Source organism: Streptomyces sp. NPDC045026 (genome assembly GCF_056432625.1).
The window spans coordinates 24,060-39,290 of sequence record NZ_JBWKIS010000019.1 but is presented as its reverse complement, the minus strand read 5'-3'; the positions used below and the strand labels follow the sequence as shown (position 1 = coordinate 39,290).

Here is a 15,231-nt window from a genome sequence, read left to right as displayed (position 1 = left end):
AATGGTTCGGCGAACGTCTCGGCGAATGGTCCGCGCCCCGCACGTTCCACCCGTACCAACCAGTCGGTAACGTACTCGCATGACGACCTCTCCGGACCCCCGCGCCGCCCGCCGCTGCCACAACATGGTCAACCCGTTCCACTCGATGCACTACTTCTCGCCCGACCTGGGCAAGGAGCTGGGTGCCATCGGGATCACCCACCGGAGCGCGGCGTACTTCGCGGCCCGCGCGGCGGCCATGGGGGCCGTCGGCGCCGGGACCGTGACGGCGACGTTCTACAACTTCAAGCACGAGCTCGTCGCCGAACACGTTCCCGCCGTGTGGGAGACGGCCTCTCCGGAGACGGTCCTCGCGGCACGCGCGCGTGCCGTCGACTCGACGCTGCGCAGGCTCCTGGGCGACGAGATGGTGACCTCCCCGGAGATGGCCGAGGCCGCCACGCTCGCGCTGCGGGCCACGGAGGCCTGCACCCGCCACGCCCGGCCGCTGTACGCCGCCCACGCCGACCTGCCGGTGCCCGAGGAGCCGCACCTCGCGTACTGGCACGCCACCACGCTGCTGCGTGAGCACCGCGGCGACGGGCATCTGGCCGCGCTGCTCGCCGCCGACCTCGATCCCGTCGAGGCGCTGGTGAGCCATGTCGCGACCGGCAAGGGCATGGCCCCCAAGTGGCTGCTCGCCACGCGCGGCTGGACCCGCGAGGAGTTCGACGCGGCCGCCGACCGGCTGCGGGAGCGCAAGGTGCTCGACGCGCAGGGCGAGTTGACCGAACTCGGGGCGGCGCTGCGCCACGACCTGGAGGCGCAGACCGACCGGCTCGACCGGGAGCCGTACGCGCACCTGGGCGAGGCGGGCGTGGCCCGGCTCACCGAGCTGGCGGGCGGATTCATGGGCACCGCCGTCGGCGCGGGCGCGTTCCCCGCCGACCTGATCGGCAAGACCGCCTGAGCGGCTGTCCGGCGCCGGCAGGCCGGTGGGCTGCCCCCCGTTGTCGGCGCCACCTGCCACAATTGCCGCGCACCCTCAGTTGAGAAGGCGGTACGGCATCGTGGCAACACCCAGCGCAGGTCCCATCACGGGGTCGATCGAAGGCAGGATTGCCGAGGAGCTCGGCGTACGGGAGCGGCAGGTGAAGGCCGCTGTCGAGCTGCTCGACGGCGGTTCGACGGTCCCGTTCATCGCGCGCTACCGCAAGGAAGCGACCGAGATGCTCGACGACGCGCAGCTGCGCACGCTCGAGGAGCGGCTGCGCTACCTGCGGGAGCTGGAGGAGCGGCGCGCGGCGGTCCTCGACTCGGTCAGGGAACAGGGCAAGCTGACCGACGAGTTGGCGGCGCAGATCAATGCCGCCGAGACCAAGGCGCGCCTCGAGGACATCTACCTGCCGTTCAAGCCGAAGCGCCGCACCAAGGCGCAGATCGCGCGCGAGGCGGGGCTGGAGCCGCTGGCGGACGGGCTGCTCGGGGACCCCACCGTCGAACCGGCCGCCGCGGCGGCCTCGTTCGTCGACGCCGACAAGGGCGTGGCGGACGCGCAGGCCGCGCTCGACGGTGCCCGCGCCATCCTCACCGAGCGCTTCTCCGAGGACGCCGACCTGATCGGCGAGCTGCGTGAGCGCATGTGGGGCCGGGGCCGGCTGGCCGCCAAGGTCCGCGAGGGCAAGGAGGAGGCGGGCGCCAAGTTCGCCGACTACTTCGACTTCTCGGAGCCGTTCACCGCGCTGCCCTCCCACCGGATCCTCGCGATGCTACGCGGCGAGAAGGAGGAGGTCCTCGACCTGACCCTGGAGCCGGAGGAGCCGGGCGACGTCGCCGGTGGCCCGTCCTCGTACGAGCCGATCGTCGCGGACCGGTTCGGGATCAGGAACCAGGGGCGACCCGGGGACAAGTGGCTGGCCGACACGGTGCGCTGGGCCTGGCGGACCCGCATCCTGGTGCACCTCGGCCTCGATCTGCGACTGCGGCTGCGCACGGCCGCGGAGGACGAGGCCGTGCAGGTCTTCGCGGCGAACCTGCGGGACCTGCTGCTCGCCGCCCCGGCGGGCACGCGCGCGACGTTGGGCCTCGACCCCGGCTTCCGTACGGGCGTGAAGGTCGCGGTCGTCGACGCGACGGGCAAGGTCGTGGCGACGGACGTCATCCACCCGCACGTACCCGCGAACCGGTGGGACGAGGCGCTGGCCAAGCTGGCCCGCCTCGCCGCCGAGCACGCGGTCGACCTGATCGCGATCGGGAACGGCACGGCGTCGCGCGAGACCGACAAGCTCGCCGGTGAACTCATCACCAAGCACCCGGAGTTGAACCTCACCAAGGTGATGGTGTCGGAGGCGGGTGCGTCGGTGTACTCGGCGTCGGCCTTCGCCTCGCAGGAGCTGCCCGACATGGACGTGTCGCTGCGCGGCGCCGTGTCGATCGCCCGCCGCCTCCAGGACCCGCTGGCCGAGCTGGTGAAGATCGACCCGAAGTCGATCGGTGTCGGCCAGTACCAGCACGACCTGTCCGAGGTGAAGCTGTCCCGCTCCCTGGACGCGGTCGTCGAGGACTGTGTGAACGGCGTGGGCGTGGACGTGAACACGGCGTCTGCTCCCCTGCTCGCCCGCGTCTCCGGCATCGGCTCGGGCCTCGCGGAGAACATCGTGGCGCACCGCGACGCGAACGGCCCGTTCACGTCCCGCAAGGGCCTCAAGGACGTGTCCAGGCTGGGCCCGAAGGCGTACGAGCAGTGCGCGGGCTTCCTGCGGATCCGCGGCGGCGACGACCCGCTCGACGCGTCGTCCGTGCACCCGGAGGCGTACCCCGTGGTGCGGCGCATGGTGAAGACGACGGGCGGCGAGGTCGCGTCCCTGATCGGGAACGCGGCGGCACTGCGCGGGCTGCGGCCGGCCGAGTTCGTGGACGACAAGTTCGGTCTGCCGACGGTTTCGGACATCCTGAAGGAGCTGGAGAAGCCGGGCCGCGACCCGCGTCCCGGCTTCAAGACGGCGACCTTCAAGGACGGCGTCGAGAAGATCTCCGACCTGGCCTCCGGGATGGTGCTCGAGGGCGTCGTGACGAATGTGGCGGCGTTCGGCGCCTTCGTGGACGTGGGTGTGCACCAGGACGGGCTCGTGCACGTGTCCGCGATGTCGAAGACGTTCGTGAAGGACCCGCGGGACGTCGTGAAGCCGGGTGACATCGTCAAGGTGAAGGTCCTCGACGTGGACATCCCGCGCAAGCGGATCTCGCTGACGCTGCGCCTCGACGACGAGGCGGCGACGGGCGAGCCGGGTGCGGATGGCGGAGCCGGTGCCGGTGGCGGTGGCGGCCGTCGGGAACGTGGCGGACGCCCGCCGCAGCAGCGGGGTCAGCAGCGCCAGGGCCAGGCACAGGGCGGCCAGGGGCAGGGCGGCCAGGGGCAGGGCGGCCAGGGCCAGGGGCAGGGCGGCCAGGGCCAGGGGCAGGGCGGCCAGGGCCAGGGGCAGGGCGGCCAGGGCCAGGGGCAGGGCGGCCAGGGCCGACGCCAGCAGGGCCAGGGTCAGGGCCAGCGACAGCAGCCCCAGGGGCAGCGGCGCGGTGGGTCCTCCGCGCCCGCGCCCGCGAACAGCGAGATGGCCGAAGCGCTGCGCCGCGCCGGCCTGCTCGACCCGAAGGGACGCTGACACACCTGGGGCCGGTCACCACGCGGGTGACCGGCCCCGGGCGCCACGCCAGAGCGGCCGGCACTTGTCAGAGCGGTTGGCACACGTCACCCCACGCGGCACACGTCAGCCCGGCGGCACACGTCACCCCACGCGGCACCCGTCACCCCACGCGGCACATCACCCCGGCGCCACACCTCGCCCCACGCGCGACACCTCACCCCACGCAGCACACCCCGCCCCACGCGGCAGCCGTCAGACGGACAGCTCCGTCACCTTGCCGCCCGCGACCTCGAGGCGCCGCTGCGTCCTGACCGCGTCCAGCATGCGGCGGTCATGGGTGACGAGCAGGAGCGTGCCCTCGTACGAGTCGAGCGCCGACTCCAGCTGCTCGATGGCGGGCAGGTCGAGGTGGTTGGTCGGCTCGTCCAGGACGAGCAGGTTGACGCCCCGGCCCTGGAGCAGCGCCAGCGCGGCGCGGGTGCGCTCGCCGGGCGACAGTGTGGCCGCCGACCGCAGGACGTGATCGGCCTTGAGGCCGAACTTCGCGAGCAGGGTGCGCACCTCGGCCGGCTCCGTGTCCGGCACGGCCGCGCAGAACGCGTCGAGCAGCGACTCCGAGCCGTGGAACAGCGCCCGCGCCTGGTCGACCTCGCCGACCACGACACCGGAGCCGAGCGTCGCGTGCCCCGCGTCCAGCGGCACCCGGCCGAGCAGTGCGCCGAGCAGCGTCGACTTCCCCGCGCCGTTGGCACCCGTGATCGCGATGCGGTCGGCCCAGTCGATCTGGAGCGAGGCGGGACCGAGCGTGAAGTCGCCGCGCCGTACCTCCGCGTCGCGCAGCGTGGCGACGACGGCGCCGGATCGCGGCGCCGCTGCGATCTCCATGCGCAGCTCCCACTCCTTGCGCGGTTCGTCCACGACGTCGAGCCGCTCGATCATGCGCTGCGTCTGCCGGGCCTTGGCCGCCTGCTTCTCGCTGGCCTCGCTGCGGAACTTGCGGCCGATCTTGTCGTTGTCCGTGGCCTTGCGGCGGGCGTTCTTGACGCCCTTGTCCATCCAGCCCCGCTGCATCTGGGCGCGTCCTTCGAGGGCGGCCTTCTTGTCGGCGAACTCGTCGAACTCGTCGCGCGCGTGCCGGCGGGCGACCTCGCGCTCCTCCAGGTAGGCCTCGTATCCGCCGCCGTAGAGGTTGATCTCCTGCTGGGCCAGGTCGAGCTCCAGGACCTTGGTGACGGTGCGGGTCAGGAACTCGCGGTCGTGGCTGACGACGACCGTGCCGGCCCGCAGTCCGCGCACGAAGGACTCCAGTCGCTCCAGGCCGTCCAGGTCGAGGTCGTTGGTCGGCTCGTCGAGCAGGAACACGTCGTAACGGGACAGCAGCAGCGAGGCGAGGCCCGCGCGGGCGGCCTGGCCGCCGGAGAGCGAGGTCATTTCCTGGTCGAGGCCGACGCCGAGGCCGAGCGAGCCGGTGATCTCCTCGGCGCGCTCGTCGAGGTCGGCGCCGCCGAGGTCGAGCCATCGCTCCAGACTGACGGAGTACGCGTCGTCGGCCCCCGGCGCACCGTCGACCAGGGCCTGGGTGGCCTCGTCCATGGCGCGCTGCGCGGCGTCGACGCCGGTGCGCCGGGCGAGGAACTCGCGCACGGTCTCGCCGGGGCGGCGCTCCGGCTCCTGGGGCAGGTGCCCCACGGTCGCGCCGGGCGGCGAGAGACGCAGCTCGCCCTGCTCAGGGGTGTCGAGGCCGGCGAGGAGCTTGAGGAGCGTGGACTTCCCCGCGCCGTTGGCGCCGACGAGCCCGATCACGTCTCCGGGTGCGACCACGAGGTCGAGCCCGGAGAACAGGGACCGGTCGCCGTGCCCGGCGGCGAGGTTCTTGGCTACGAGAGTGGCAGTCATCAGACCGCCGATTTTAGCGATCGGGCGGAGCGCCGGCGCCCGCCGCTCCCCGGCTGCGGATGATGCCAGTCACCTCACCGGGCCATGGGCGCGACCAGCACGCTCCCTGTGGTGCGGGCCACGACGAACGACTCTCCCCTGACCGCCTTCGGGTCGAGCGCGATGCGGTGGCGGCCCGGTTCGAGTACGGCGTCGAAGACGTCCTGGGCGTGGGTGCGGTAGAGCCGGTCGAGGCGGTACGCGGTGAGGCGGACCCGGCAGGTGGAGGTGACTTCGAGGCCCGCCTCCCCGTCGGTGGCGACGAGGCGCGTGAGGCGGCGCTGCCGGGCCGCGCGGCGGTCCAGGGCGCTCTCGATCTGGGCGACGAGGAGCGGGATGATCGGGGCGAGCCCGTCCACGTACGCCGCGTCGGCGCCCGCCCGCTCGAACTGTTCGCGCACCGCGGCCCGGTCGGACTCGCTGACGGCGCGGCCGAAGGCGACGGCTCCGTAGGTGCGCAGTTCTTCGGGTGGCACACCGGCCGCGTCCTGGGTGATCTCGGCGCCGATGCCGATGGTGCGCAGCGCGGCGGCGAGTCTGGCGAGGACGGCGACGCGGGCCCCGATGAGCAGGACGCGACGGGCCGGTGCGGGCTCCGCGCCGCCGTCGAGCAGCCGCCGCAGGGCCTCGCGGTAGGTGGCGCCGTGGAAGTGGAAGGGGCCGATGCCGTGGTAGCCGTTGAGTTCCAGGTCGGCGCGTTCCTCGGTCTGCCAGGCGAAGTCGCGCCAGATGACGTCGGACCCGTCCGCCTCGATGACGGCGGTGACGGCCCCGCATTCGAGGCCCTCGCACTCCGGGCACCCGTAGATGACGTAGCGGCCGTCGGGCAGCGGCGCGTCCGCTTCGAGGAGCAGGCTGCGGACGTGGGCCGTGAAGATCGCCGGCGGGATGTCGGAGGCGAGCGGGGAGACGGCGTCGAGGTCGGAGAGCTGGAACAGCAGCGGCGAGCCGTTCACGATGAAGTCCAGGAACTCCCGGTGGACTTGGTAGTCCCCGTTCGTGAGAACTCCACCGGCGCGCATGGCCGGTGCCAGGCCGAAGGTCGCGTACTCGGCAGACATGTCCTGAGTATTCCCACCCAAGACCTGATGTGAGCACGGCATGACGCATTCCGCTACGGTCCGCTCATGGACAGTGACGCGAGCAGCGATGTGATCGTGGTGGGCGGCGGAGTCATCGGCCTGACGACGGCTCTTGAACTCGTACGTCTGGGGCGGCGCGTGCGGGTCTGGACGCGGGATCCCACCTCCCTGACGACGTCGGCGGTCGCGGGCGCGCTGTGGTGGCCGTACAGGATCGAGCCGGTGGAGCGGGTGAGCGACTGGTCGCTGCGGTCCCTGCGCGTGTACGAGGAGTTGGCGGCCCGGCCCGGTTCGGCGGGCGTGCGGATGGCGGAGGGCGTGCAGGCCGACACCTTGCTCAAGGGTCTGGGGCCGTGGGCGGACGGGGTGGCGGGGCTTCGGCCGGCGACCGCGGCGGAGTACGGGGGCGGCGGGGGCCTGTGGGCGCGGGTTCCGCTGGTGGACATGCCGGTGCACCTGGAGTGGCTGAAGGAGCGCTTCCAGGCGGCGGGCGGGCGCGTGGAGGCGCGGGAGGTCACGGACCTCGCGGAGGCGGGCTCACAGGCGCCGGTCGTGGTGAACTGCACGGGCATCGATGCCCGCACGCTCGTACCGGACGATGCCGTACGCCCTCTGCGGGGGCAGCTCGTCCTCGTGGACAACCCGGGCGTGGACACGTGGTTCGTCGGCGGCGGCGACTCCCCCGACACCTCCACATACTTCTTTCCGCAGCCCGGCCGGCTGATCCTCGGCGGCACGACACAGGAGGACATGTGGTCGCTCGAACCCGATCCCGCCGTGGCGGAGGCGATCGTGGCGCGGTGTGCGGCGGTGCGGCCCGAGATCGCGGGGGCGCGGGTCATCGGGCACCGGGTGGGGCTGCGGCCGACGCGGCCAGAGGTGCGGGTCGAGCGTGAACGGGCGCCGTGGGGCGGGGTGTTGGTCCACAACTACGGGCACGGCGGGGCCGGTGTGACGGTCGCGTGGGGCTGCGCTCAGGAGGCGGCCGGGCTCGCCGTCTCCTGAGTGATCGGACCGCATGGATCGCGGTCAGCCGATCGGGTTCCCCTCCCTCTCCGTGCCCTGGCCCGGCCCGATCCGGATCTCGAAGTCTCCGTCGTACTGCTCGTGGCCGGCGATGACGGCGGCCTCCACGGCCTCGGTGCCCATGTCGCCGCGGACGATCAGGGGGTCGTGCCGCAGGTCCCGCATGAGGGCCACGCACATGCCGATCATGACGAGGGTGAAGGGCGCGGCGACGAGGATCGTCAGGTTCTGCAGGCCCGTCAGCGCGTTGCCCGAGCCGTTGCCGATGAGGAGCATGACGGCGGCGACGGCTCCGGTGACGACGCCCCAGAAGATGACCACGAAGCGGCCGGGTTCGAGGGCGCCCTTCTGCGAGAGCGTGCCCATCACGATGGACGCCGCGTCGGCGCCGGACACGAAGAAGATCCCGACGAGGATCATCACGAGCAGGCTCGTCGCGGTGGCGAGGGGGAACTCGTGGAGCACACCGAAGAGTTGGGCCTCGGGGGTGGTCGCGCCGCCGAGCGCTCCGTGCTCCTTCAGGTCCATCGCCGTGCCGCCGAAGACCGCGAACCAGATGAGGCTGACGGTGCTGGGTACGAGGATGACGCCGCCGACGAACTGCCGGATCGTACGGCCCTTGCTGATGCGGGCGATGAACATGCCGACGAACGGCGTCCAGGAGATCCACCACGCCCAGTAGAAGACCGTCCAGCTGCCCAGCCAGGCCGCGACGTCCTTGCCGCTGGACGCCTCGGTCCTGCCGATGAGCTGCGGCAGGTCACCGAGGTACGCGCCGAGGGACGTGGGCACCAGGTCGAGGACGAGGATCGTCGGCCCAGCGATGAACACGAACACGACCAGGATCAGCGCGAGGACCATGTTGATGTTGGACAGCCACTGGATGCCCTTCTCGACCCCGGACACCGCCGAGGCGACGAAGGCGACGGTGAGGACCGCGATGATCGTGACGAGGAGGCCCGTGCTCGCCTTGTCCATCCAGTCGAGCACCTCGAATCCGCTGCCGATCTGCAGGGCGCCGAGACCGAGGGACGCGGCGGAGCCGAAGAGGGTGGCGAAGATGGCGATGATGTCGATGACGCGGCCCCAGGCGCCGTGCGCGTGCCGCTCGCCGATCAGCGGTACGAAGACGGAGCTGATGGTCTGCCGACGGCGGCGCCTGAACGTGCTGTAGGCGATGGCCAGTCCGACGACGGCGTAGATCGCCCAGGGGTGCAGCGTCCAGTGGAAGAGGGTCGTGGCCATGGAGGTCTCCATGGCCTGGGCGGAGTCGACGGGCTGGGTGCCCGGCGGATGCGTCGTGTAGTGCGCGAGGGGCTCGCTGACTCCGTAGAACATCAGGCCGATGCCCATGCCGGCGCTGAACATCATGGCGACCCAGGAGACGGTCCTGAACTCGGGCGTCTCGCCCTCCTCGCCCAGCGTGATCTTCCCGTACCGGCTGATCGCCAGCCAGAGCGCGAAGACCACGAAGCCGGACGCGGCCAGCATGAACGCCCAACCGCCGTTGTGGATCAGCCCTTTGAGGAGGCGCGTCGAGACGTCCTCAAGGGAGCCGGTGGCGACGGAGCCCCAGATGACGAACGCCACGGTGAGTGCGGCGGTCACGCCGAACACCACCCGGTCGGTCGCCGGACTCCGTCGCCCCGTCACCTCCGCGACAGGTTTGTTTTCGGGATTATTCACCCCTCAGGGCCTACCACAAATGAGGTGATTGCCCCGGATTCAGCACGTGGTGTCGGGCTCCCCCTCAATGAGGTGGTACGGAGCACGCGCGTCGAGGAGCAGCGTCACGAGCGCCCGTTCGGACTGGCGCAGCGGCACGAACACCCCTGCTCCTGCCCGGTCCTTGTGCACGGTGATCCCGTGCAGCGCCAGCTTGTCCTTGACGGACGCGTACTGCGCCGCGTCGAGGCGGTAGCCGCACGGCGGGTTCTGGATGATCTCCGCGGGCTCGGCCGGGTCGTTGTCCGCGCCGCCGACGTAGACGGGTCCGCGGTCGCGGTATCCGGCCACGCGGGCGGCGCCGGTGGCCGCCTCGATCCTGCCGCGATGCTGGTCGGTGAAGGTGAACAGGCCGCCCAATGCGGAGAGTTGGGACGAGACCCGGCGCCGGTTGTTGAGCGCGGGGTCGGCCTTTTCCGCATCAGTCTGCGGGTCGACGCGGCTCTCGATGAGCAGTCCGAGCGCGTGTTTCACGCCGGAGACGTTGCGCAGAATGCGCTCCTGCCCGTCACCCGCGGTCTGTTTGACGGGCTCGCCGGTCACCGGGTCGGTCCAGATGCCGTACGTGCCGGTCGAGTATCCGCCCGCGTTGGCGGCAGGACGGACGTACGCCGTGGAGAGGGTCTCCGCCTCGTCGTGGACCTGGGTGTCGGTGTTGAGGTTGCGCGGCCAGAGGTCGAAGAGGTCCTTGTCGTAGAACTTGGGTGTGGCGCCGTACTCGTGGAGGTCGTAGATCACGTCGGGCCTGCGGTCGCGGATGACCGCGGCCATGGCCCGCGCCTCGGCGGTCTCCAGGGCGATGTGGTCGCGGTTGATGTCGATGCCGTCGGAGTTGCCGCGGGTGTTCGCGGCGCGGCCGTCGGGGTTGGCGGTGGGCACGACGAGCAGGGTGGTGCGGGACAGGAAGGCCTGCGTCTTCTTGTCCTTGGCGTAGGCGAGGTCGCGGATCGTGGTGAGACACGCCTCGCGGCCGGACGGTTCGTCGCCGTGCTGGCTGCAGATGAGCAGCACGGTGTTCGCGGTCCGGTGCTCGCCGATGCGGACGAGCTGGACGGGCCTGCCCTGCTTGGTGGTGCCCGCCTTGGCGACGGAGACGCGGTCACTGCCCTTGTCGACCGCCGCGAGGAAGTCCTGCTCCTCGGGCTGACCGGTCCAGTGGGCTCCGTCGCTCCGCTCGAAGCCGGTCCGCGGCGGGGCGGAGGACGCCTGGGCAGGGGCTGTGAGCAGGGGCGCGGCGAAGGCGGCCGCCGTCGCGGCCAGGGCGAGGGTGCGGATACGGGGTGTCATCGAGCGCGGCGTCATCGAGTGCTGCCTCCCGGGACGGGGCGGAACGGGCGGGGGCCGGACAGGCGCTCGGGTGCCGACGTGCGCGGCGCGGCGGCATGGGTGCCGGCCGTGGCGGACGCGAACGCGTGGGCTCCGCCGACGAACGGGACGCGCGCCGACGTCCTGGCCAGGTCGAGGGTGAGCGTGGGCCTGGTCGACGGCGGGTCGATGAGGTCCTTGTCCGTGCCCGCGACGATCAGCGCGAGACGGTGGCCCGCCGGCACGACGTGGTCGCTCGGGGCCAGGTCGAGGGTGATCGTGTACGGCTTGCCCGGGGTGAGCGGCTTGCCCGTGCGCTCGGAGGCGTAGTTGCCGAGGTCGGCCCAGCCGCGGCTGAACACGGTCCGGTCGACGTCGGCCGTCTTGGCCTCGGTCCGCAGGAAGCAGGAGCTGTCGCCGGCCGTGCTCGCGCCCCAGCAGGTGCGGTCGGTGAGCGTGGTGATGCCCTCGCCGGCGTCGGCGTAGTCGCGGATGGTGGCCGGGCCGAGGTCGACGAGGACGGCCGAGAGGTGGGCGGTCGTGGTCGACGGGGTGGCGGTGACGGTGACCTTCGACGAGCCGGACAGGCGCAGGTCCTTGCCGAGCGGCTCGGTGATGAACCCGGCCTTGTCAGGTGTCGACTTGTCGATCTGCGTGGCCCAGTCGGTCTCGCTCAGCTTCGGGTCGTCGGTGAACGTCTCGGTGCCCGAGCCGTGCTTGAGGCCGAGCTTGCCGACGCCGGCCGCGCTGCCCTTGGCGGGGCTCAGGCGCACAGCGTCGGTGGTGCGGGGCGGCCAGACGCGGTCGGTGGTCCAGTGGTCGGGGGTGCGCTCGATGTCGGCCATCGGCTCGCGGTCCACGCCGTTGTCGTAGCCGAGGAGTTCGTGGTCGAACCAGCGGTGGAGGGTGTCGACCCAGGCGCCGCGGCGGGAGTCGAAGGGGTCGACGTGGCCGGTCTGCGCGAGCCAGATCTTGCGGTCGACGCCCGCCTTCGCGAGGGCGTCCCACCACTGGCCGAAGTGCTTGGCGCGGACGTTGAGGTCCTGCATGCCGTGCACGACGAAGACGCTGGCCTTGACCTTGTGGGCGTCGGGTACGTAGTTCCGCTCGTCCCACAGGCCGGTCCAGTCACCGGTCCTGGGCGCTTCGTCGACAAGTCGCTTCTGCACTGCGGCGCAGCGGGCGCGCGCCTCGGGGCTCTCGACGTAGTCGGACAGCCACTCGGGTCCGCTGTCGTACAGGGGCGCGCCCTGCTGGAAGTAGTAGTCGTACCAGGAGGAGATGCCGCCGATCGGGACGATCGTCTTCAGGCCCTCGACTCCCGTCGCGGCGACGCCGTTGGCGATGGTGGCGTCGTAGCTCTTGCCGATCATGCCGGTTCTGCCGTTGGTCCAGCCGGCCTTGGCGCGTTCGGTGCCCGTGCGGGTGGTGTAGCCCTTACCACGGCCGTTCAGCCAGTCGACTACGGCCTTGCCGGACTGGATGTCGGAGCGGCCGCCGACGTCGACACAGCCGTCGGAGCGGTTGGTTCCGGCGAGGTCGACGGCGACGAAGGCGTAGCCGCGCGGCACGAAGTAGTTGTCGTAGTACAGCGGGAACTGGACGACGTTCCCGTTCTCGTCGTACGTCTTCAGCTGGCTCTCGTTGCCGCGGCCGCAGCAGGAGTAGTACGGGCTCGCATCCATGATCACGGGGACTTTGCGGCCCTGCTGGGCGGGTTCCCGCGGCCGGATGATGTCGACGGCGACCCGGTCGGTCTTTCCGTCGCCGTCGCCGTCGAGCCGGGTGTCGACCCAGACGGATTCGCGGATGGCCTTGTCGTACGAGTAGACGGGCTTCGACTCGCGGGGCGCGGCGCTCTGGGCGGCCCCGGGTGAGACGAGGACGGCAAGGAGTGCGGCGGTGGCCGCTGTCGCGAGCGTCCTCCACAGGGGGCGCGTGCGTCTCTCAGGTATCGGCATGGGGCGGAAGCTACCCCGGGTGAACTCCCTTGCAAAAGAGGGCAGTCCGTGGCGATGAAAGGTCCATGGGACGGATTGGCACATGTCGGCCGAATGGCGATCGTGTGACACGTGGGGCCATGGACATGACCGGGGCACGAGGGGCTGAATAGGGTCGGCAACAACGTTCACGGCCCTACGACTTGGAGCTTTCGTGTACCGCAGACTCATCGCCCCGGGCGCACTGGCGGCCGCTCTCATGCTGGCGATCCCGGCATCGGCGGCGGACTTCTCCCCTGGGGCTCCGGGAATCGGCGACCCCTACTACCCGGACTACGGGAACGGCGGCTACGACGTCTCCCACTACGACCTGCGCCTGAAGTACCAGCCGAAGACGGACCTCCTGGAGGGCACGGCGACGATCCTCGCGACGTCCACGCAGGACCTCTCGCGCTTCGACCTCGACTTCGGCCTCAAGGTCAGCGAGGTCCTCGTCAACGGCAAGAAGGCCAAGTTCGCCACGTCCGGCGTGGAGGAGCTCGAGGTCACTCCGCCGGCGGGCCTGCCCAAGGGATCGTCGTTCAGCGTCGTCGTCCGCTACGCCGGCAAGCCGTCCGAGGTGAAGCTGTACGGCTTCACGTCCTGGCAGCGCACTCCGGACGGCGGCATCGGTGCCAACGAGCCGGAGTCGGCGGCCTGGTGGTTCCCGTCGAACGACCACCCGCGCGACAAGGCGACGTACGACGTGTCGGTGGCCGTGCCGGACGGGACGCAGGCGATCTCCAACGGCGTGCTCCAGTCGCAGGCGTCGAAGCTCGGCTGGACGCGCTTCAACTGGCGTTCCAACAAGCCGCAGGCGACGTATCTGACCACGCTCGCGATCGGCAAGTTCGACATCACGACGGACAAGACGGCGGACGGACTGCCGGTCGTGAACGCGTACAGCAAGGACCTGGGCGACAACTACGGCGCGGCGCGCGCGAGCGTCGAGCGGACCACCGAGGTCGCCGAGTGGCTGGAGACGAAGTTCGGGAAGTACCCGTTCAACGCCCTCGGCGGGTACGTCCCGAACGTGCCGTCCAGCTTCGCCCTGGAGACGCAGACACGGCCGTTCTACAGCCCCAAGCAGTTCGCGAACGGGTCGAACGTGTCGGTGATCGTGCACGAGCTGGCGCACCAGTGGTACGGCGACAGCGTCTCCGTCGACGGCTGGAAGGACATCTGGATCAACGAGGGCTTCGCCCGCTACAGCCAGTGGCTGTGGTCGGAGAAGGAGGGCGAGGGGACGGCTCAGGAGCTGGCGGACTACACGTACGCGCAGCACCCGGCGGACGACGCGTTCTGGCAGGTCAAGCCCGGTGACCCGGGCGCGGAGAACCAGTTCGACATCGCCGTGTACGACCGGGGGGCGTTGGCCATCCAGGCGCTGCGCAACGAGGTCGGCGAGAAGAAGTTCGCCGCGATCCTCAAGGGATGGCCGCAGGAGCACGCGTACGGGAACGCGAAGGTCGCCGACTTCGTGAAGTTCGCCGAGAAGATCTCGGGCAAGCCGCTGGCGGGGCTCTTCGACACGTGGCTCTACCAGCCGTCGAAGCCGGGCACGGCCGCGGCGCAGCGGGACCGGGTCGCGCGGGCCGAGGTGGCGCCGGCGCAGCCGAAGTCGTGGAAGCAGATCGCGGCGACGAACTCGGTGCACGACCACTGACGCGGCGGACGCCTTTCAGCGGGCGCGGGCCGCTTCGGCGGCTCGCGCCCGTCTGGCCATCGGCAGATAGCGCAGGCGCTGCGGCAGGATCGGCACCACGCGTCGTACGACCGCGCCGAACCGTCGCAGCCTGCGCTCCTGGACCGGGGTCCACGGCAGGCCGATGGCCTCGCGCGCGTCGGACGGCATCAGTCCGATCGTGAGGAAGCGGCGGAAGCGGGCCAGCGGGGGCAGCAGGACCGGCCACAGCGCGCGCAGTGCGAGCCTGACCGGCAGCGGCCCGCGGTCCGGCGCCGGGACCGGTGCGTCGACCGCGACGAGTTCGCGGACGACCGCCGTCAGCTCGATCTCGTCGGCCAGGACCTTGCGGTAGTAGGGCCAGAACTCCTCGACGGTCTGCGGCATGTCGCGGTCGTGCAGGCCGAGGATCCGGCCGACCTGGAGCCACTCCGCGTAGAGCCGTCGCTCCTGCGCCTCGGTGAAGGGGCGGCGGCCGAGGTAGCGCTGGGCCTGCCGGTAGACGGGGAAGCCGGTGGCGTGGACCCACGCGTAGTTCTCGGGAGTCAGCGCGTGGTAGCTGCGGCCACGGGTGTCGGTGCCGCGGATGGTCCGGTGGAGCTGCCGCAGGCGGCGGCCCTCCTGTGCGGCGGCGTCACCGCCGTAGACCCACAGCATCACCGAGCGCAGTGAGCGCTCGCCGCGGCCCCAGGGGTCCGTGCGGAACACGGAGTGCTCGTCGACGCCCGCGCCGACGGCCGGGTGGGCGACCTGGAGCGTGAGCGCCGCCGGCAGGGCGAGCAGGGAGCGCACCTCACCGGCGATGTCCCACAGGATCCCGCCGGGCGGGGGCGGCTCCGGATCGGGCTCGTGCTGCTTCATACGGCTCCCCAGCG

10 protein-coding genes are annotated in these 15,231 nt (G+C 71.4%); 4 read left to right on the top strand and 6 right to left on the bottom strand.

From position 1 onward, the window contains the following. The first annotated feature begins 79 nt into the window (after positions 1–79). Together AC07EJ_RS31280 and AC07EJ_RS31275 are read left to right on the top strand one after the other, a co-directional pair. The gene (locus tag AC07EJ_RS31280) at positions 80–949 is read left to right on the top strand and encodes an SCO6745 family protein (protein ID WP_389481450.1); all 870 of its coding nucleotides are present in this window, start codon (positions 80–82) and stop codon (positions 947–949) included. A 100-nt stretch (positions 950–1,049) separates the two neighbouring features. After that, positions 1,050–3,638, top strand: coding sequence for a Tex family protein (locus tag AC07EJ_RS31275; RefSeq protein ID WP_478885529.1), 2,589 nt, complete (start codon positions 1,050–1,052; stop codon positions 3,636–3,638). Between the two features lie 234 nt (positions 3,639–3,872). Here the strand turns inward: AC07EJ_RS31275 and AC07EJ_RS31270 are convergent, their stop codons facing one another. Beyond that, a complete protein-coding gene (locus AC07EJ_RS31270) occupies positions 3,873–5,516 on the bottom strand; it encodes an ABC-F family ATP-binding cassette domain-containing protein (RefSeq protein WP_389481454.1) in 1,644 nt (547 codons plus the stop codon). A gap of 74 nt (positions 5,517–5,590) precedes the next feature. Continuing rightward, a complete protein-coding gene (locus tag AC07EJ_RS31265) occupies positions 5,591–6,616 on the bottom strand; it encodes an oxidoreductase (protein ID WP_393583263.1) in 1,026 nt (341 codons plus the stop codon). Positions 6,617–6,682: 66 nt separating this feature from the next. On the opposite strand from AC07EJ_RS31265, the gene AC07EJ_RS31260 reads away from it, so the two are divergent. Continuing rightward, entirely contained in the window at positions 6,683–7,642 is a 960-nt protein-coding gene (locus tag AC07EJ_RS31260) for an FAD-dependent oxidoreductase (RefSeq protein ID WP_478885528.1), read from the top strand. A gap of 24 nt (positions 7,643–7,666) precedes the next feature. On the opposite strand, the gene AC07EJ_RS31255 is transcribed toward AC07EJ_RS31260, so the two are convergent. The 3 genes from AC07EJ_RS31255 to AC07EJ_RS31245 form a co-directional block, all read right to left on the bottom strand. Continuing rightward, a complete protein-coding gene (locus AC07EJ_RS31255; RefSeq protein WP_389481539.1) occupies positions 7,667–9,280 on the bottom strand; it encodes a BCCT family transporter in 1,614 nt (537 codons plus the stop codon). Between the two features lie 108 nt (positions 9,281–9,388). Beyond that, a complete protein-coding gene (locus tag AC07EJ_RS31250; RefSeq protein WP_478885527.1) occupies positions 9,389–10,675 on the bottom strand; it encodes a M14 family metallopeptidase in 1,287 nt (428 codons plus the stop codon). A gap of 11 nt (positions 10,676–10,686) precedes the next feature. Then, positions 10,687–12,654, bottom strand: coding sequence for a Xaa-Pro dipeptidyl-peptidase (locus AC07EJ_RS31245; RefSeq protein ID WP_393583268.1), 1,968 nt, complete (start codon positions 12,652–12,654; stop codon positions 10,687–10,689). Positions 12,655–12,847: 193 nt separating this feature from the next. Here AC07EJ_RS31245 and AC07EJ_RS31240 point away from each other — a divergent pair, with 193 nt between their 5' ends. Beyond that, positions 12,848–14,338 carry a M1 family metallopeptidase gene (locus AC07EJ_RS31240; protein ID WP_389481464.1) on the top strand — a complete coding sequence of 497 codons (1,491 nt, stop codon included), beginning with the start codon at positions 12,848–12,850 and terminating at the stop codon, positions 14,336–14,338. A gap of 15 nt (positions 14,339–14,353) precedes the next feature. On the opposite strand, the gene AC07EJ_RS31235 is transcribed toward AC07EJ_RS31240, so the two are convergent. Then, a complete protein-coding gene (locus AC07EJ_RS31235; RefSeq protein ID WP_478885526.1) occupies positions 14,354–15,217 on the bottom strand; it encodes an oxygenase MpaB family protein in 864 nt (287 codons plus the stop codon). Positions 15,218–15,231 lie beyond the last annotated feature (14 nt).